The sequence below is a fragment of the Labrenzia sp. THAF187b genome (assembly GCF_009363375.1).
GTDB classification, from domain to species: domain Bacteria; phylum Pseudomonadota; class Alphaproteobacteria; order Rhizobiales; family Stappiaceae; genus Roseibium; species Roseibium algicola.
Window position 1 is genome coordinate 5,367,608 of the sequence record NZ_CP045344.1, and the last position, 18,202, is coordinate 5,385,809.

The following is an 18,202-nucleotide window of genomic DNA, read 5'->3' on the forward strand; positions in this document are numbered from 1 at the left end:
GATCAGTCTCCCTGAAAGGCGCCAAGGGTCTGGCGCGCGATGATGATCTTCTGAACGTCCGACGCACCCTCGTAGATGCGCAAGGCACGGATTTCTCGATAGAGTTTTTCGACCTGCATGCCCGAGCGAACACCATCGCCGCCGTGAAGCTGCACGGCCTTGTCGATGACCTTCTGTGCCTGGTCGGTGGCAAAGAGTTTTGCCATGGCGGCTTCCCGCGTCACGCGGGGGGCGCCGCTGTCCTTGGTCCAGGCGGCACGGTAAATCAGCAGGGCTGCGGCATCGACATCCAGCGCCATGTCCGCGATATGCCCCTGCACCAGCTGCAGGTCGAACAGCGGCGAGCCCTGGATTTCGCGTGTCGTCACCCGCGAAAGCGCTTCATCCAGCGCCCGGCGGGCAAAGCCCAGGGCGGCGGCGGCGACGGTCGAGCGGAAAATGTCCAGGACAGACATCGCAATCCTGAACCCTGCGCCCGGCGTGCCGATCATGTTCTTTTTCGGAATGCGGCAGCCGGTGAAACGCAGTGTGGCAAGCGGATGGGGCGCAATTGTTTCGAGGCGTTCGACAACCTCGAAACCCTCAAGGTCAGGCGTCACGATGAAGGCCGACAAACCCTTTGCGCCGGGTGCTTCGCCGGTTCTTGCAAAAAGCGTGTAGACGTCGGCGATACCACCGTTGGAAATCCAGGTCTTTTCGCCGTCGAGCACATAGGCATCACCATCGTCGGTGGCGGTCATGGTCGAATTGGCAACGTCGGAACCGGACTGAGGTTCGGTCAACGCGAAGGCGGAGATCGCCTTGCCGGTGCGCGTCTGCGGAAGCCACTCGGCTTTCTGCTCGTCCGTTCCGAACAGGGAAATTGCGCCGGTTCCGAGGCCTTGCATGGCAAAGGCAAAATCCGCCAGGCCGTCATGGCGGGCCAGCGTTTCGCGAATGAGGCAGAGGCTGCGCACATCCAGCTTGCCGTCCGGGGCACCGCTGTGCTGCAGGAAGCCTGCATCACCGAGCGCTGTCACCAGATGACGGCAGGCTGCGTCCGTGTCCGAATGGTCAACATGAGCCAGATGCGACCCTGCCCAGATCTCCAGTTCTTCAGCGAGACGCCAGTGCTTTTCTTCGAAGAACGGCCAGTGGAGGAAAGATTTATCCGACATCAGTCGCCCTCGAACACCGGCTTTTCTTTTTTCACGAAGGCTTCGTAAGCCCGGCGGAAGTCGTTGCCCTGCATACAGATTGCCTGCGCCTGGGCTTCCGCCTCGATGGCCTGATCCAGGCCCATGGACCACTCCTGCGCCAGCATGGTCTTGGTCATGGAATTGGAGAAGGTCGGTCCGGCAACAATACGGCTGGCCATATCCATGGCCGTCTGGTCCAGCTCACCCGCCGGCACCACCGCGTTGAAGAACCCCCACGCATGACCTTCCTCGGCCTTCATCGAGCGGCCGAGATAAAGCAGCTCCGCCGCACGGCCCTGCCCGATGATACGTGGCAGGATCGCGCAAGCGCCCATGTCGCAGCCGGCAAGACCGACCTTGTTGAACAGGAAGGCAACCTTGGCTTCCGGTGTCGCAACGCGCAGATCGGACGCCATGGCCATGATGGCACCAGCACCGGCGCAAATGCCGTCGACCGCGGATATGATCGGCTTGCCGCAGTTGAGCATGGCTTTCACCAGATCACCGGTCATGCGGGTGAAGGCCAGAAGCTCCTTCATGTTCATCTTCGTCAGCGGACCGATGATATCATGCACGTCGCCACCGGAGCTGAAGTTGCCGCCGTTCGGCAGGATCACCACTGCATGGACATCGTCCGAATAAACGAGATCCCGGAACCAGTCGCGCAGCTCGGCGTAGCTTTCGAACGTCAGCGGGTTCTTGCGTTCAGGGCGGTCGAGCGCGATCCGCGCAATGCCGTTCGCGATCTCACATTTGAAATGCGTCACGTCACTTCGCATTGCCGCTCTCCTCTTGGCTTTGACGTTTCAGGACCAGATCGAGGCGGCTCGAAAGCGCCGCGATGTCTTCCGCCGACCAGCCGTCCAGCAGTTCGTCGATCCAGGTTTCGTGATGGGTTGCAAGTTCCTCGAAGGCGGCTCTGCCCTTCGGCGTCAGCCGGGCCACCTGGGCTCGCCGGTCACCTGGAACGGCGACACGCAGGGCCAGACCTTCCTCGGTCAGCTTGTCGACAATGCCGGTCACATTGCCGTTCGACACCTTCAGGAACGTGGACAATTCCGACATTTTCAATCCGTCAGGAAAGCGGGCGAGCGCCGACATGACGTCGAACCGCGGCAGGGTCGTGCCATGCTGGTCACGCAGGTTCCGGCGGATCTCGGCTTCGATGCCATTGACGGATTTCAACAGCTTCAGCCACAGGCGCAAACGCGTCTTGGACAGGGCTTCCTGTTTCGCTGCGGTTTCCGCCATCACAGCTCTCCTCCCGAAAGTGTCAGCGCGTGACCGTTGATGGACACCGCTCCATCAGAACACAGATAAAGCGCAGCTTCGGCCACTTCAGACACCTGGATGAAGCGTCCCTGTGGATTGTCCGCTTTCAGGCTGTCAGCCGCTGCTTCCCGGCTCATGCCGGTCTTTTCGACAATCGTGTCAATGGAGCGATGCAGCATCGGCGTCTCGATGAAGCCGGGGCAAATCGCATTGACGGTGATGCCGGTTCTGGCCAGTTCCCGCGCCAGTGAGCGCGTCAGCCCGACGACGGCATGTTTGGCGGCGCTATAAGCGCTCACATAGGGATAGCCGCGCAGACCTGCTGTGGAGGCAATCGCGATCATCCTGCCCCAGCCGCTCGCCTTCATGTCCGGCAGGACAGCCTGCCAGACATTCGACACGCCGAAGAGATTGACCGCCAGCATGGCCTGAAAGTCTTCCGCGGAGGTGCGGGCAAAGGGTTTGCTGCTGGCAGCCCCTGCGTTGGCGACCACGACATCAACCGGACCATTGACCGTCCGGGCGGCAGCAACGGCTGCCTGGACGGCCTGCGCATCGGTTACATCGCATACCTGGTACGGCAGCTTCTGTTCGGCAAGGCTTGCTTCCGTCCTGCCGAGAATGGTGACCTTTGCGCCTTTTTCAGCGAAGAGGTGGGCACAGGCGGCACCGACGCCACTGCCGCCACCGGTAACAAGGATATGGCGGCAAGCGACACTCATACCTTCAACATCTCCGCTTCCCGATCGGCCAGACGCCACATCTGGTCGCGGCCCGCGAGATATGGCAACGGCCAGTCGGTGGCGTTCCGGTCACCGATCTTGGCTGCTTCATGCAGCGTCCAATACGGATCCGCCAGATGTGGACGGCCGACGGCAACAAGATCCGCCCGGCCCGCCATAAGGATCGAGTTGGCGTGGTCTGCCTCGTAGATGTTGCCGACAGCCATGGTCGGCAGCCCGCCCTCGTTGCGGATACGGTCGGAGAACGGCGTCTGGAACATGCGGCCATAGACCGGACGCGCCTTCGGGGTTGTCTGACCTGCGGAAACGTCGACCAGATCGACGCCGGCATCACGGAAGCGGCGAGCTATCTCGACCGCGTCGTCCGGCGTGATGCCTTCCTCGCCCACCCAGTCGCAGGCAGAAATGCGAACAGACATCGGCTTGTGATCAGGCCAGACAGCGCGCATGGCGTTGAAGACCTCCAGCGGCCAGCGCATGCGGTTATCCAGTGAGCCGCCGTATTCGTCCGTCCGTGCGTTGGACACCGGAGAAATGAAAGACGACAGCAGGTAGCCGTGAGCCGCATGAAGCTCGATCATGTCGAAGCCGGCGCGCTCAGCCATTTCCGCTGCAGCAACGAACTCCGCCTTGATCGCGTCCATCTCGGCAAGTGTGATCTCGCGTGGCACGGCATTGCCGTCGGACCAGGGGATCGCGGACGCGGAAACAAGTTCCCAGTTGCCGTCGTGAAGCGGCTTGTCCATGCCTTCCCAGCCGATCCGCGTAGACCCCTTGCGGCCGGAATGGCCGATCTGGCAGCAGATCCTGGCGTCGGTTTCGGCATGTACGAAATCAGTCAGCCGTTTCCAGGCCGCCTCGTGTTCAGGCGCATAGAGCCCCGGACAACCTGGCGTGATCCGACCCTCGGCACTGACGCAAGTCATTTCGACAAAGACGAGACCTGCCCCACCCTTGGCACGCTCGGCGTAATGGACCATGTGCCAGTCGGTCGGCGAACCATCAACGGCCTTGTACTGCGCCATGGGCGAGACAACGATGCGGTTCTTCAACTCCATCTCGCGCAGTTTGAAAGGCGTGAACATGGGTGCCCTTACGGGAGAATTCGGGGAAACGCCAGCCTGGTTCATGAACCAGCGCTCGGCAGATTCCAGCCATTTCGGATCCCGCAGACGCAGGTTCTCGTGACTGATGCGCTGGGAACGGGTCAGCATGGAATAGTTGAACTGGACCGGATCGAGATGGAGATAACGCTCGACGTGTTCGAACCATTCCAACGAGTTGCGTGCTGCCGACTGCAGACGCAGCACCTCCAGGCGCCGGTCTTCCTCGTAGCGCTTGAAAGCAGCGGCCATATCCGCTTCGGTGTGCAGGTACTCCGCAAGAGCAATTGCCGATTCAAAGGCAAGCTTGGTGCCGGAACCGATGGAAAAATGCGCCGTCGCGGCAGCATCGCCGAGCAGCACCACATTCTCAAAGCTCCACTTCTCGCACAGGACACGCGGGAAGCGGATCCAGGCGGAGCCCCGGATGTGTTTGGCGTTGGTCATCAGCGGATGGCCGCCAAGGTGATCCTTGAAGATTTCCTCGCAGGTCCGGATGCTGTCTTCCTGGCTCATTTCGCCAAAGCCGAAAGCGTCAAAGGTTTCCTGCGTGCACTCCACGATGAAGGTCGCCGTTTCATCGTCGAACTGGTAGGCGTGCGCCCAGACCCAGCCGTGTTCGGTTTCCTCGAAGATGAAGGTGAAGGCATCGGCAAATTTCTGATGCGTGCCGAGCCAGACGAACTGGCAAAGGCGCTGATCGATGTCAGGTTTGAACGTGTCCTGATAGAGCGTGCGGGTCTTGGAATTCAGACCGTCGCTGGCCACTACGAGATCGTAGTCCTTGCGATAATCCTCGGCGCTGTCGACTTCGGTTTCGAACTTCAGGTTGATGCCGAGCTCGCGGGCGCGCTCCTGAAGGAGCAGCAGCAATTTCATGCGACCGATGCCGCAGAAACCATGCCCGGTGGAGACGAGACGCTCTCCACGCATATGAAGGGCAATGTCGTCCCAATAAGCGAAATTCTCGCCGATGGCCTTGGCGCTGACGGCGTCGTTCACCGCAAGGTTCTGAAGGGTCTCATCGGAGAGTACTACGCCCCAGCCGAACGTATCGTCGGCGCGGTTGCGCTCGATCACGTCGATCTCGTGGGATGGGTCTCGCAGTTTCATCGAGATGGCGAAATAGAGACCGGCAGGTCCCCCGCCCAGACAAGCAATCCGCATACGAACCTCCCCTGCTGTGGTATGATCAGCGAACCACAGGGAGATATTTATTTCAAGCCTAAAATTTCAAGCTTGAAATAAATGACGGTATCGATCTGCAAATCGTCTTTTATGTCGGGCTGGACACGGGTCCGGAACCGATCAATGCGTCTCAGGAATTCGGGATATTGCCAGTCGATTCCCGCACCACAATCTCCCCGGCAATCGCTTCGTCGGCCGCAGCCTCCCCGGCAAAGATCCTTGCAACCGCTGACCCGGCCAGCTGTTCAATGGGCTGACGCAAGGTGGTGAGACGCGGGACCACGAGAGCTGCCAGTGCAATGTCATCGAAGCCCGTGACGGAAAGATCCGCCGGAATGGCGATCTTCAGATCGCGGGCGCAGCGCAAGACACCGATTGCCTGCTGGTCACTTGCGGCGGCAATGGCTGTCGGGCGGGTCTCCTGGGAGGTGTCTTTCAGGATTGACCGGCCGATGTCTTCGCCGCTGTCGTAATCGAAATGACCTTCGTGGACAGTAAGCGTGATCGGATCTTCCGGCGTTGACAGGGCCTTGATCCGGGCAACAAAGCCTTCCCGCCGCTGGCGGGCCACTTCCATGGACTGTGGGCCGGCGATATAGGCGATGCGGCGATGGCCGAGGCCGACGAGATGATCGGCGATCTTCGCCGAGCCGTCGAAATGGTCAGTTGCGACCAGCGGATAGGGACCGAAGCGGCGGTCGAGCGAAACGATCGGCACGTCGGCCTTGTGTGTCTGGCCACCGTCGGAGGTTGCCACCACGATGACCCCGCACACGGCCCTGTCCAGCAACGCCGCTATCTGGGTCTGTTCGGCTTCTGCATCGTCATGGGAATTTGCGAGCATAACGGAGTGGCCCCGCTTGGCGGCTTCCATTTCGATGTTCTTGGCGAGCTGGGAAAAGAAAGGGTTGGTGATATCCGGCACCACGAGGCCGATCACGTCGATGCTGTTGGTGCGCAATGCCCTGGCAGCCAGGTTGGGCTTGTAGTCCAGCTCCTTCATAGCCGCGAGCACGCGCTCCTTCAGGGGCTGCTTGACCGACTCGTTTTTGGACAGAACGCGGGAGACAGTACCAACGGACACACCAGCTTTGCGTGCGACGTCTTTGATTGTTGGCATGTTTTGCGTTTCTCCCCGCGCCCCAAGCGTTGCCCCCTTGAACCATTCCTCGGTGATCTGATCAAGCAAATGAATGCATTCAGGCAATGCGTTGGGCGGGGAAAGCCTCCATCTCGTCCAGACGTGGCAACGATGTTGCCGCTCCCTTGCGGGTTGTTGCCAAAGCCGCCGCCTGCATGGCGAACGAAATTGCATCCTCAATCGACTTACCCGAGGCTATTCTTGCCGCAAAAGCACCGTTGAAACAGTCACCGGCGGCAACCGTATCGATGCTGCGAACCCTGGGCGCAGGCAAGGCGCCGGTACTGCCGTCGATTGACCAGGCAACTCCGTCTGCCCCCATGGTGACGACGGCCCCGCGCAAGCCCAAGCTGCGCAACGCACCTGCCGCCTCGCGCGCATCGGCCAGTGTTTGCGGTTCTGTTCCCAACAGGCCGCCCGCCTCACCCGCATTTGGCGTCAGGATATCAAAGCTGGACAGAACTTCAGCGGGCCAGGCAGGGTCCGGCGCGGGTGCCGGATCCATGATGACCAGCGCACCCGCCTCACGGGCAATCCGCGCGGCGGCCAGCGATGTTTCCAGACCAATCTCGTTCTGCAAAAGCAGGACGCGGCTCTTGCGGAGGATATCTGCATATTTCGAGACATTTTCCGGTGACAACCTGCCATTTGCACCGGCCGAGAGGCGGATAATGTTCTGCCCATCGGGATCGACATCGATGAAGGCAAGACCGGTTGCGGTGTTGGTCATTTCCTCCAGAAGGATCGCAACCCCTTCTGGCCTGAGGGCTGCGGCGGCTTCCGCACCAAAGCCATCTCTGCCGACGGCACCGATGAAGTTGACACTGGCGCCCAGACGGGCGGCAGCGACGGCCTGGTTGGCCCCCTTCCCGCCCAACGAGGTGACGGTTTCGCGAACGGAAATCGTCTCACCAATTTTCGGCCAGCGGTCGAGATAGCTGGTGAGATCGATATTGATGCTGCCGACAACGGTAACGGACGTCAAAACGCAACTCCGCTGATGAGAATGATGTTGGCGTAGGGGGTCACCTCGCCGGTGCGGATCACGGCCCTGGCCGTTTGCGTCCGGTGCTTGAAAGCCTCGTGCGTAAGCCTTGAAACAGTAATCGCCTTACCCGTCTCCTCCGCCCAGGAAGCCACTTCATGCTGCATCAGCGAGGTCAGCTCCGCAGATGCCTCCTCCGCCCAGACGGCACCTTCAATGACAAGTTCGGACTTCAGTGCGGTCAGCAGTTCGCGAAAGCTCGGCACCCCTGCAGTGACGGCAAGGTCGATCACCTTCACACCGGCCGGGACAGGCAGACCGGCATCGGCAACAACGATTTCGTCCAGATGCCCGAGAGAAGCAACAAGCAAACTCAGGTGGCAGTTCAAAAGGGCTGTGCGTTTCATTTGGATGCGTACTTTGCACGGTAGTAGTCGAGGATGACGGCAACGATGATGACGACACCGGTGATCATCTGGCGCATGAAATCGCTGAGGCCGATCAGGATGAGCCCGTTGGCGAGGACACCGATGATGAAGGCCCCCAGCAGCGTCCCGATGACCGATCCGCGCCCGCCGCTGAGGCTGGTGCCGCCGATGATGACGGCAGCAATGGCGTTGAGTTCAAAGCCGATGCCGGCAATCGGGCTGGAGATGTTGAGGCGTGCCATATAGACGACCGCGGCAATCCCAGCGGTCAGACCGCAGATGGTGAAGGCGGCGATCTTGTAGCGAGCCACCGAATGACCGGCCAGCCGGACAGCTTCTTCGTTGTTGCCGATACCGTAGATCAGACGGCCGAAGACCGTGAAGTTCAGCACGAACCAGGCAATGAACACCAGCACAAGCGCCACCAGGAACACTACCGGCACACCGTAGACCATGGCGGACCCGAATTCCTCGAACGCGAAAGGGAAGGAATAGATGGTCTGTGCCTCGGAAACCTGCAGCGCCGCACCGCGGGCAATGTTCAGCATGCCGAGCGTGATGATGAAGGACGGCAGCGACCAATAGGCACTGATGGCACCGTTGAGAAAGCCGCAGAAGACGCCGGTCAAGGTGGCTGCGACAACGGCTAGTGCGATCGCCTCGGCCGGGCCAAAGCCGGGCAAGGTAATCGCCTTGCCGGCAACAACGGCAGCAAAGGCCATGACGGATCCGACAGACAGATCGATGCCGCCGATCAGGATCACGAAGGTCATGCCGACGGCCAGCACAAGGTTGATGGTGATCTGGGTCAGAATATTGGTGATGTTGTTCGGCGTCAGAAAGTGCTCGGTGAAGAGCGAGAAAAAGACGATCAGCGCCAGCAGGGCCAGGCCGATACCCGCGTTGTGCAACACCGTCCGGATGGAGAACTTCGGTGCGGCGGCGGCCGTTTCACTCAAGGTTTCGGTTGTCATTTGTCGTTTTCCCCGGCGCTCGGCGTTTGCCCGTAGGCCAGTTTCAGAATGTTTTCTTCAGAGAAATCCGGGCGTTTCACTTCGCCCTGGATCTCATGTTCGGCAAGCACCAGAATGCGATCGGCCAGTGTCATCAGCTCCGGCATTTCCGAAGAGACGACAAGCAAGGCAACCCCTTCTCGGGCCAGGTCTTTCAGAATGGCGTAGATTTCGGCCTTGGCGCCGACGTCCACACCGCGTGTCGGCTCGTCGAGCAGCAACACCTTCGGATTGCGCGCAAGCCATTTGGCCAGAACAACCTTCTGCTGGTTGCCGCCGGAGAGGCTCGAGGCAGGATCCGAGGCCCGTCCGTATTTGAGGGTCAGCCGAGCCGCGCTTGCGATGGCCTGACGCGTTTCCTCGGCCAGCTTCAAAAGCCCCTTGCGCGAGACCGAGCCCATGTTGGCCAGCGATATGTTGGCAGCAATGGGCATGTCCAGAATGAGGCCTTCGTCCTTGCGATCTTCGGTGACGAAACCGATGCCCGCAGCAATGGCGTCACGCGGCCCCTTGAAGCGCACTTCCGCGCCATCACGGTAGATCTTGCCGGACTTGAGCGGATCGATCCCGAAGATGCCGCGCAGGATTTCGGTACGCCCTGCCCCGACAAGTCCGGATATCCCGACGATCTCGCCGTAACGCAAATCAAGCGAAACACCGTTTGTCCCGGGATTTGCAACGGTCAGAAGGTCTTCCAGCCTCAATGCACTTGCGCCAAGCGCATGGCCATCGGGCTGTTCGTCCTGTTCGGCGGCAAGCTTGCGCCCCACCATCCGCTGCACAACACCTTCCGGAGTGGTCTCGCTGATCAGATCGGTCGCAATGGTCTTGCCGTTTCGAAACACGGTGACACGGTCACAGATGGCAAACACCTCATCGAGGTGGTGCGAGACGAATACCACGGTGACCCCGTCCGCCTTGATACCGGCAACGATGTCAAACAGGCGTCTGGTCTCGCGTTCCGTCAGGGTTGCGGTCGGCTCGTCCAGGATCAGGATCCGGCTTTTCGACTGCAACGCCCGGGCAATTTCGACCAGCTGGCGATGGGCAATCCCGAGAGAGCGGACTGGAGCGGTGACGTCCACATCCGTTAGTCCGATTGCATCCAGTGCCTTTCGCGCGCGCCGGTTCATTTCCTTGCGGTCCAACAGACCGAGGCTGTTCTTCGGCAGATGTTCTATGGAGATATTTTCGGCGATGGTGAGGTGTTCAAGCAGGTTGAATTCCTGATGAACCACCTGAACGCCATGATCCTTGGCGTCATGCGGGCTCATGGGGCGGTAAGGTTCGCCAGCCAGGGCTATCTGACCCTCGTCGTAGGGAAACACGCCTGAAAGGATCTTGATGAGGGTGGATTTGCCGGCGCCGTTTTCTCCGACGAGCGCATGAACCTCGCCTTCATCCAGGGAGAAACTGACCCCGTCCAGTGCCTTGACGCCACCGAAATGCTTTTTCAGACCCTCGACCGTCAGGAAAGCACGGTCCGGTGCAGCGGCGGGCGCTGCGGCAAGCGATGCTGCTGCCATGGTGCGTCCAGTCGTTTTTTGATGGATAAACAGCTCCCGCCCTGAAGCTGACCGGGCGGGAGCGTTCTTGAGACTGCTTACTTCGCAGTCACCAATTCGATCGGCGTCTTGACCCAGCCCTGAAGCTGTTCACCGGTCGAAACGACGTCGAGCGCCATGTCGATGGCATTGGCCGCCATGTCGGTGCCGAACTGGTCGACGGTAGCCAGCATCCGGCCGTCTTCGATCATCGGGCCGACTGCAGGAATGTTGTCAAAACCGATGACTTCAATGTCGGTGCGGCCGGCGCTTTCCAGTGCCTTTACAACGCCAATCGCCATGGAGTCGTTGGCCGCCATCACGCCCTGAACGTCGGGATGCGCTGTCAGCATTGTGGCGAAGACCTGGTTGGCTTCTTCGGTTTCCCAATGCGCTGTCCGGCTGTCCAGCAGGTCCAGCTTGTACTCGGCAACAGAGTCTTCAAAGCCCAGGCGGCGCTGCGTGGCATTGTCTGCACCCGGGTTGCCCTCGATGATGACAACCTTTGCGCCCTCACCCAGCTTCTTGCCCAGTGCATCACCCGCAAGCTTGGCACCGCCCCGGTTGTCCGGGCCGACGAACGCGAGTTCTACGCCCTGCTGCTTCTTGGCTTCCTCGTCAAGCGCCACATCGAAGTTGACCACGACGATACCGGCTTCCATCGCCTTTTTCAGCGGACGGACCATGGCGCGGCTGTCGGCCGGAGCGACAACGATGGCGTCAACACCCTGCGTGATGAAGTTTTCGACCGCGTTGATCTGGGATTCAAAGTCGGTCTCGTTCTGCATGCCGACGGCCATGAGCTCATAGTCGCCACGGCGCTTCTGGTGCTCCTCGGCACCAACCATCATGTTCTGAAAGAACTCGTTGGCCAGTGATTTCATGATCAGGCCCACCACCGGCTTCTCGTCGGCAAGAGCGGTTCCACCAAGCAAAGCGAGGCCGGTCGCTGCCGCGGCAGCGATTTTCAATAACTTCATGATTTTCCTCCCAAAAAGGCTGCACCTCTCACGCCATTCCAAGGGCGCTATCAGGCTGCACAATTGAAAGCACGGCCGAATTACAACGTCAATATGAAACGTTTCATTTTTTTGAATGCATTCATTTCATGCGTAGAAATAGCGAGTGATTTCAGGATCTTTCACCTGAATTTAAACGTGAAAAAATTTGCTCGGGAGCGTTATGGCGCAGCAAAAAAGGGGCCGAATCCAGCCCCCTGACTTCCTGTCTGACTGCAAAGATACAACCGGCTGCAGATGCTAAAACCGGCAATCGGAGCGCGCGAATTCTTACAGGTTTCGAGGTGTCAGCGAACGAAATCCGGAGGTGTGATGGGCAAATCAGGGTCTACTCGCCATCCACTTGGCACCCGGCCCTGGTTTGAAGACCTCTACTCCTCGCGCCCCTCGTTTTCCCGATCGCGCTCGTAGTGTCTGGAAATCGGAAATTCCGGCAGCCAGGCTTCGCGGCGGATGGTCCAGAGTTCGTAGGTCGGGGTCATCTGGTCGGGTGCGTCCAGCGCTCCCAGATGCACCTCGGTTTCATCACCTGTTTGCGAAAAAACGGACGATCCGCACCGAGGACAGAAAGACCGCCCCCGATACTCGCCCGTTTCACCTTCGTGGCTAACGGCATCCTGCGGAAAGACAGCAGAGGCGTGGAAGAGCGCCCCGTGATGCTTACGGCAGTCAAGACAATGGCAAAGGCCGACCCGATACGGTTCGCCTTCTGCCACGAACCGGACATTCCCGCACAGGCAGCCACCGGTGTATCGCTTCATGATCTCGTCGTCCTTCGGCCGTCTGGATGTCGCGCAACTCTGTTCGGACCTGTCGATACATGATCCGGCCAAGGCTGATCAATCCTCAGATGCAGCGTCCGCCGTCAACTTCCATCGCAACCCCGGTAATCATGCCCGCCTCATCCGAGCACAGGAAACAGGCTGCGTTGCCCATGTCTTCCGGTGTCGAAAAACGGCCGATGGGAATGGTAGAGAGGAACTTGGCACGCATTTCCGGCGTGTCTTCACCCATGAAGCTTTTCAGAAGCGGCGTTTCGCCGGCCACCGGGCAAATTGCGTTGACCCGCACGCCCGACGGGGCGAGTTCGACCGCCATCGTCTTTGTCGCGGTGATCATCCACCCCTTGGAGGCGTTGTACCAGTTGAGCCTGGGACGCGGGCTGAGGCCTGCTGTGGAAGCCACATTCAGGATCGCCCCCTTGCCGGCTTCCGTCATGGCCGGGACGAAGTGCTTCGCGGTCAGATAGACCGACTTGCAATTGACCGCGAGGACCCGGTCGAACTCTTCTTCCGTGACGTCCTGCATCAGTTTGGGCAAATGCGTGATGCCGGCATTGTTGACCAGGATATCGACCCCGCCGAGCAGCGAGGAGGCAACATCGGCCAAGTGGCTGACGCTGTCATTGCTGGAGACATCCGTCTTGATGGCCAGTCCGCCAACTTCCGCGGCAATTTCCTCTGCAAGGTCCAGGTTCAGGTCGGCGACCATGACCTTCGCGCCTTCTGCTGCGAACTTGCGCACGATGCCGGCGCCAAAGCCCGAGGCCCCACCCGTGACAATCGCCTTCTTTCCTTCAAGTCTCATGCAAACCTCCCGATCTTGGTTCCTTGCTCTCCAGCGTCATCCCGGCCGAGCGAAGCGCGAGCCGGGTTCGGGGAGCTACAATCAATTGTTCTTTGTACGCGCATCGAATTGAGCGTCCGGACGTTCACCCGTGAAACGCCGCAACGGTCTTCAGCGTGGTGAAGCCGTAAAGCGCCTCGAACCCCTTTTCCCGGCCGTGACCGGACTTGCCCATGCCGCCGAACGGCAGCTCGACACCGCCACCGGCACCGTAGTTGTTGATGAAAACCTGGCCGGTCCGGATCTTTTTGGCGAGCCGCATTTGGCGGGCACCGTCGCGGGTCCACAGGCTCGCGACAAGGCCGTAGTCCGTGCCATTGGCAATCGAGATTGCTTCTTCCTCGTCGTCAAAGGGAATGATCACCTGCACCGGGCCGAATATCTCGTCCCGTGCCAGCACGTGGCTGGGCGAAACGCCGGCAAAAAGGGTTGGACAGACGTAGTTCCCGCCGTCCGGTGCGTCCTGCAACACACCTTCCGCCACCTTTTGAAGATCCGCGCCCCTATCCAGAAAACTTGAGACGATGTCTTTCTGCTTGGCCGAGATCAGCGGTCCGACATCGAGATCGTTCAGTGCAGGCCCGACCGTAAGCGAACCATAGCGAGCCGCCATGCGCTCGGTCACCTGATCGGACACAGACCTGTGCACCAGAATGCGTGAGGAAGCCGAGCAGGTCTGCCCGGCGTTCTGGATGCCTGCGTTCACCAGGAATGGCAGGGCAGCATCCAGATCGGCATCCTCGAACACAAGCTGAGGCGACTTGCCGCCGAGCTCCAGCGTTACCGGCACGACATTCCGGGCTGCCGCCGTCTGCACCTGAACACCGGTTGCAACCGAACCGGTGAAAGAGATGTGATGGACACGCGGATGTGCGGTCAAGGCCGCACCGGCTTCCGACCCGAGACCCGGAACCACGTTCAGCGCACCGTCAGGCAAACCGGCCTGGCGGGCGAGATCGGCAAAGGCAAGCGCCGTCAGGCAGGCGTCTTCCGCCGGTTTCAGCACACAGGCATTGCCTGTTGCCAGCGCCGCGCCAACTGAGCGGCCGATGATCTGCATCGGGTAGTTCCAGGGCACGATATGCCCGGTAACGCCATGCGGTTCGCGCAAGGTGTAGACCGTGTACCCATCGAGATAGGGAATTGTCTCGCCATGGAGCTTGTCTGCAGCCCCGCCATAAAATTCCAGATATCGGGCAAGAGCGACAGCGTCTGCGCGTGCCTGTTTCAACGGCTTGCCGACATCGATGGATTCGATCCGCGCCAGATGGTCCACCTTTTCCAGCACCAGCTCGCGCAGGCGAAACAGGAACCGGCCGCGCTCGGCGGCGTTGGTCCGCCCCCACTCGCCTGCCATGGCGGCTTCGGCCGCATCCACCGCTGCATCGATATCGGCCGCTCCACCGCGGGCAATCGCGCCGATGCGTGCCCCGGTCGAGGGATCGTTGAGCGGCAGTTCTCCGCCTCCTGCCGGATCCACCCATTTTCCGCCGATCAGGCATTTGGCCGGATCGAACCAAAGGTCCAGTTCCTGGGTCATGGGTTCCTCCCCTAAAGGATGCCGGCCGGAAGGACCGGTGCGGCAGCAACAAGTTGTTGTGTATATGGATGGTTCGGCCGGTCGAAGACCGTGTCCGTCGGCCCTTGCTCGACAATCTTGCCGGATTTCATCACCAGCACCCGATCCGTTATCGAACGGACCACGCTGAGATCGTGACTGATGAAGAGGTAGGTCAGGCCAAACCTGTCGGCCAGATCCGCCAGTAGATCGAGCACCTGGGCGCGAACGGACACATCGAGCGCCGAAACTGCTTCGTCGAGAATGATCAGGTCCGGCTTGATGATGAGCGCACGTGCGATTGCGATGCGCTGACGCTGGCCACCGGAGAACTCGTGTATGTACTTGTGGGCATCCGCCGCGCTAAGACCGACGCTTTCAAGAGCTTCGGCAATTGCCGCGTCTCGCTCGGCCCCTTTGGGCGGGTCAGAGAGCAGATGGAAAGGCTCCGTGATCAGCCTGTCCACCCGCCAGCGCGGATTAAAGCTTCCATAGGGGTCCTGAAAGACCACCTGCATGCGCCTGCGCACGACCTGGTTGGCGTGGTGATGGGTGAAGACAGGCAGACCGTCGAACAGAATTTCGCCGTCCTGCACTTCTTCCAGACCCAGGATAGCCCGCGTCAGTGTGGACTTGCCGCAACCCGATTCACCGACAAGGCCGAGGCTCTCGCCCTTTCGGATCTCGAAGCTGACGCCATCAACAGCACGAAACTGCGTGGTCTTGCCCCACCATCCGTGTGTATGTCCGGTATAATCGCGCACGACATCACGCACCTGCAGCAGGGGCTGCTCCAGCGTTTCGTTGCCGCGTTCTGGCACATGGGCGGAGGCTTCCAGCAGCGCACGCGAATAGGGATGCTGCAGATTGCCGAAGAGCGTCTTGGCCGGACCGCTTTCGACCACCTCGCCCTGACGCATGATCACCAGATCGTCGGCCAGGTCGGCCACGACCGCGAGGTCGTGGCTGATCAGCATCAGCCCCATGCCGTCCTCGGCGACGAGACGCTTCAGAAGTTCCAGGATCTGTGCCTGGGTCGTGACATCCAGAGCGGTGGTCGGTTCGTCGGCAATCAGCAGCTTGGGCTTGAGAGCAATGGCCATGGCGATGACCACTCTCTGGCGCTGACCGCCGGAGAGTTCGTGCGGATAACGGCTTAACGGAAACCGTTCCTGCGGCAGTTCCGCGCGTTGCAGGGCATCCGCTGCGCGAGCCATTGCTTCGGCTTTCGAAACCCGCTCGTGGATCAGGATTGTCTCGGCAACCTGGTCGCCGATGGTCTTCAGCGGATTGAGCGCAGTCATCGGCTCCTGGAAGACCATGCCGACGTCCCGCCCGCGCAGGCCACACATTTCGGCTTCGCTGAGCGACAGGATATCCTTGCCCGACAGATTGATCGAACCGGTGCAGGAAGCGCCGCCCGGCAACAGCTGCAGCACGGAAAAGGCCGTGATCGACTTGCCGGACCCACTCTCGCCGATCACCCCGAGAATACGGCCCGGCGCCACTTCCATTGAGACATTCCGGAGGATCTGAAGACCGTGAATGGAAAGCGACAGGTTCCTTATGGTCAGAAGGCTCATGTCCGGGCCCTCCTGAGTTTCGGATCGAGACTGTCCCGCAGGCCATCGCCAAGCAGGTTCAGTCCAAGCACCGTCAGAAGGATGGCAAGGCCCGGAAACAGCGCCAGATGAGGCGCGAGCGATATCATCGTCTGGCTGTCGGCCAGCATCCGCCCCCAACTGGCAGTCGGCGGCTGTGCTCCAAGGCCGACATAGCTGAGCCCCGCTTCGGCGAGAATGCCCAGCGAGAACTGGATCGTGCCCTGAACGATCAGGAGATTGGCGACGTTGGGCAGGATGTGTTCCAGCGAAATACGCGCCGAGCCTTTGCCCGCGACCCGCGCCGCCAGAATGTATTCCCGGTTCCAGAGCGACAGCGCAGCGCCGCGCGTCAGGCGGGCGAAGACCGGGATATTGAAGATGCCGATGGCGATGATGGCGTTGAGTGCCGACGCCCCGAAGACGGCAGTGATCATGACCGCGATCAGAAGGCTTGGAAACGCAAACACAAGGTCATTGGCGCGCATGATGATCTCGTCCATCAGGCCGCCTTTCCTGGCAGCAGCAGCAAGACCGAGCGGCACACCAACAGCCATGCCGATGCCGACAGCAACCAGGGCGACGGCAATGGATGTGCGCGCACCGACCATGATCATGCTGAGAATGTCCCGCCCAAACTGATCGGTTCCGAAGAGGTGCAGCCAGCTTGGCGGCTTCATGCGGTTGGCGATATCCAGCACTGTCGTGTCATACGGTACCCAGACGAGGCTGATGAACGCGGCGGCTGTGAACAGAAGCGTCAGAATGGCGCCTGGCAGCAGTGTGCGGCTGTGGAACAGGACGCTCATCAACGTCGCCTCCGCAGTCTCGGATCGACCCAGGCATAGGCCATGTCGACAGTGAAGTTGACGACGATGACCGCAAAGACCAGCAGCATCACGACGCTTTCGACCACGATCAGGTCGCGCGCGCTGATAGACTGAAAGACCAGCCTGCCGAGGCCCGGCAGAAAGAAGACGTTTTCAATGATGATTGCGCCCGCCAGCAGGAAGGAGAATTGCAGCCCGAGGATCGTCAGCACCGGAATAAGGGCGTTTCGCACCGCATGACGCCAGAGTGCCTGTCCCTTGCTGAGGCCCTTGGCACGGGCAGTGCGGATGAAGTCCTCTCCCAGCGTGTCCAGCAGGCTGGAGCGCATCACCCGTGTCAGGATGCTCGCCTGCGGCAGGGCCAGGGCGATGGCCGGCAGCGTCAACGCTTTCATGGCGGCGAAGAATCCCGCGTCCCACCCGGGAAACCCGCCGGCGGAAAACCAGCGCAGATTGATTGCAAAAACCAGCACCATCAGCATCGCGAACCAGAAATTGGGGATGGCGATGCCGAGCTGGGTCACGCCCATGACGGCGCCATCGGCGTGGGAGCCCCGGCGCGAGGCAGCCCAGATACCGGCAGGAAAGGCGATCAGGGTGCTCAGTACCAGCGCATAGACTGCCAGCGGCAGAGACACCCAAAGCCTGTCGGCGATCATGCCCGCAACGGGTGTGCGATATGTGTAGGACGTGCCGAAATCGCCGACCAGAAGACCACCTGCCCAGGCTGCATAGCGCTCGAGGATGCTGCCGCCAAGGCCCAGTTCCTCGCGCAGGGCTGCAAGCGTGTCTTCCTGGGCGTTGAGGCCAAGCATGTAGGACGCCGGATCACCCGGCACCACTTCCAGCGCCAGGAAGATTATCACCGACGCGGCCACGAGGCTGAGCCCCAGGGACAGAAGGCGTTTCAGGAAATATTGCAGCATGAACGCGTCGCGTGCCTATCGGCAGTCAGATACCGGCAAAAGGAAAG

At 60.5% G+C, this 18,202-nt stretch carries 17 protein-coding genes; all 17 read right to left on the reverse strand.

Annotation, left to right across the window (positions count from 1 at the left end; all coding sequences use genetic code 11):
* Window positions 1-2: 2 nt before the first annotated feature.
* Entirely contained in the window at window positions 3-1,157 is a 1,155-nt protein-coding gene (locus FIV03_RS24675; RefSeq protein ID WP_152511336.1) for an acyl-CoA dehydrogenase family protein, read from the reverse strand.
* Window positions 1,157-1,957, reverse strand: a complete 801-nt coding sequence (locus FIV03_RS24680) for an enoyl-CoA hydratase family protein (protein WP_152511337.1) — start codon at window positions 1,955-1,957, stop codon at window positions 1,157-1,159. The genes FIV03_RS24675 and FIV03_RS24680 overlap by 1 nt, the downstream gene beginning before the upstream one ends.
* Window positions 1,947-2,429 (reverse strand): MarR family transcriptional regulator, encoded by a 483-nt coding sequence (locus FIV03_RS24685; protein ID WP_055659133.1) that lies wholly within the window; start codon window positions 2,427-2,429, stop codon window positions 1,947-1,949. The genes FIV03_RS24680 and FIV03_RS24685 overlap by 11 nt, the downstream gene beginning before the upstream one ends.
* Window positions 2,429-3,172 carry an SDR family oxidoreductase gene (locus FIV03_RS24690; protein WP_077290317.1) on the reverse strand — a complete coding sequence of 248 codons (744 nt, stop codon included), beginning with the start codon at window positions 3,170-3,172 and terminating at the stop codon, window positions 2,429-2,431. The genes FIV03_RS24685 and FIV03_RS24690 overlap by 1 nt, the downstream gene beginning before the upstream one ends.
* Window positions 3,169-5,463 carry a bifunctional salicylyl-CoA 5-hydroxylase/oxidoreductase gene (locus FIV03_RS24695; protein ID WP_152511338.1) on the reverse strand — a complete coding sequence of 765 codons (2,295 nt, stop codon included), beginning with the start codon at window positions 5,461-5,463 and terminating at the stop codon, window positions 3,169-3,171. Before FIV03_RS24695 ends, FIV03_RS24690 begins: the two co-directional genes overlap by 4 nt.
* Window positions 5,464-5,614: 151 nt before the next feature.
* Window positions 5,615-6,604 carry a LacI family DNA-binding transcriptional regulator gene (locus FIV03_RS24700; RefSeq protein WP_055659568.1) on the reverse strand — a complete coding sequence of 330 codons (990 nt, stop codon included), beginning with the start codon at window positions 6,602-6,604 and terminating at the stop codon, window positions 5,615-5,617.
* A gap of 79 nt (window positions 6,605-6,683) precedes the next feature.
* Window positions 6,684-7,610, reverse strand: a complete 927-nt coding sequence (gene rbsK, locus FIV03_RS24705) for a ribokinase (RefSeq protein ID WP_152511339.1) — start codon at window positions 7,608-7,610, stop codon at window positions 6,684-6,686.
* Window positions 7,607-8,017: a D-ribose pyranase gene (gene rbsD / locus FIV03_RS24710; protein ID WP_152511340.1), complete on the reverse strand. Its 411-nt coding sequence runs from the start codon at window positions 8,015-8,017 to the stop codon at window positions 7,607-7,609. The genes rbsK and rbsD overlap by 4 nt, the downstream gene beginning before the upstream one ends.
* A complete protein-coding gene (locus tag FIV03_RS24715) occupies window positions 8,014-9,012 on the reverse strand; it encodes an ABC transporter permease (RefSeq protein WP_062489262.1) in 999 nt (332 codons plus the stop codon). The genes rbsD and FIV03_RS24715 overlap by 4 nt, the downstream gene beginning before the upstream one ends.
* A complete protein-coding gene (locus FIV03_RS24720) occupies window positions 9,009-10,577 on the reverse strand; it encodes a sugar ABC transporter ATP-binding protein (protein WP_152511341.1) in 1,569 nt (522 codons plus the stop codon). The genes FIV03_RS24715 and FIV03_RS24720 overlap by 4 nt, the downstream gene beginning before the upstream one ends.
* Window positions 10,578-10,654: 77 nt before the next feature.
* The gene (locus tag FIV03_RS24725) at window positions 10,655-11,575 is read right to left on the reverse strand and encodes a sugar ABC transporter substrate-binding protein (RefSeq protein WP_152511342.1); all 921 of its coding nucleotides are present in this window, start codon (window positions 11,573-11,575) and stop codon (window positions 10,655-10,657) included.
* Between the two features lie 410 nt (window positions 11,576-11,985).
* On the reverse strand, window positions 11,986-12,375 hold the full coding sequence (locus tag FIV03_RS24730) for a GFA family protein (protein ID WP_077290322.1): 390 nt from the start codon (window positions 12,373-12,375) through the stop codon (window positions 11,986-11,988).
* A gap of 85 nt (window positions 12,376-12,460) precedes the next feature.
* On the reverse strand, window positions 12,461-13,201 hold the full coding sequence (locus FIV03_RS24735; protein ID WP_022997670.1) for an SDR family oxidoreductase: 741 nt from the start codon (window positions 13,199-13,201) through the stop codon (window positions 12,461-12,463).
* A gap of 124 nt (window positions 13,202-13,325) precedes the next feature.
* Window positions 13,326-14,780 carry an aldehyde dehydrogenase family protein gene (locus FIV03_RS24740; RefSeq protein ID WP_152511343.1) on the reverse strand — a complete coding sequence of 485 codons (1,455 nt, stop codon included), beginning with the start codon at window positions 14,778-14,780 and terminating at the stop codon, window positions 13,326-13,328.
* Window positions 14,781-14,791: 11 nt separating this feature from the next.
* Entirely contained in the window at window positions 14,792-16,381 is a 1,590-nt protein-coding gene (locus FIV03_RS24745) for a dipeptide ABC transporter ATP-binding protein (RefSeq protein ID WP_152511344.1), read from the reverse strand.
* The gene (locus tag FIV03_RS24750; RefSeq protein ID WP_152511345.1) at window positions 16,378-17,208 is read right to left on the reverse strand and encodes an ABC transporter permease; all 831 of its coding nucleotides are present in this window, start codon (window positions 17,206-17,208) and stop codon (window positions 16,378-16,380) included. The genes FIV03_RS24745 and FIV03_RS24750 overlap by 4 nt, the downstream gene beginning before the upstream one ends.
* Window positions 17,208-18,155, reverse strand: a complete 948-nt coding sequence (locus tag FIV03_RS24755; protein ID WP_022997674.1) for an ABC transporter permease — start codon at window positions 18,153-18,155, stop codon at window positions 17,208-17,210. The genes FIV03_RS24750 and FIV03_RS24755 overlap by 1 nt, the downstream gene beginning before the upstream one ends.
* Window positions 18,156-18,202: the final 47 nt, after the last annotated feature.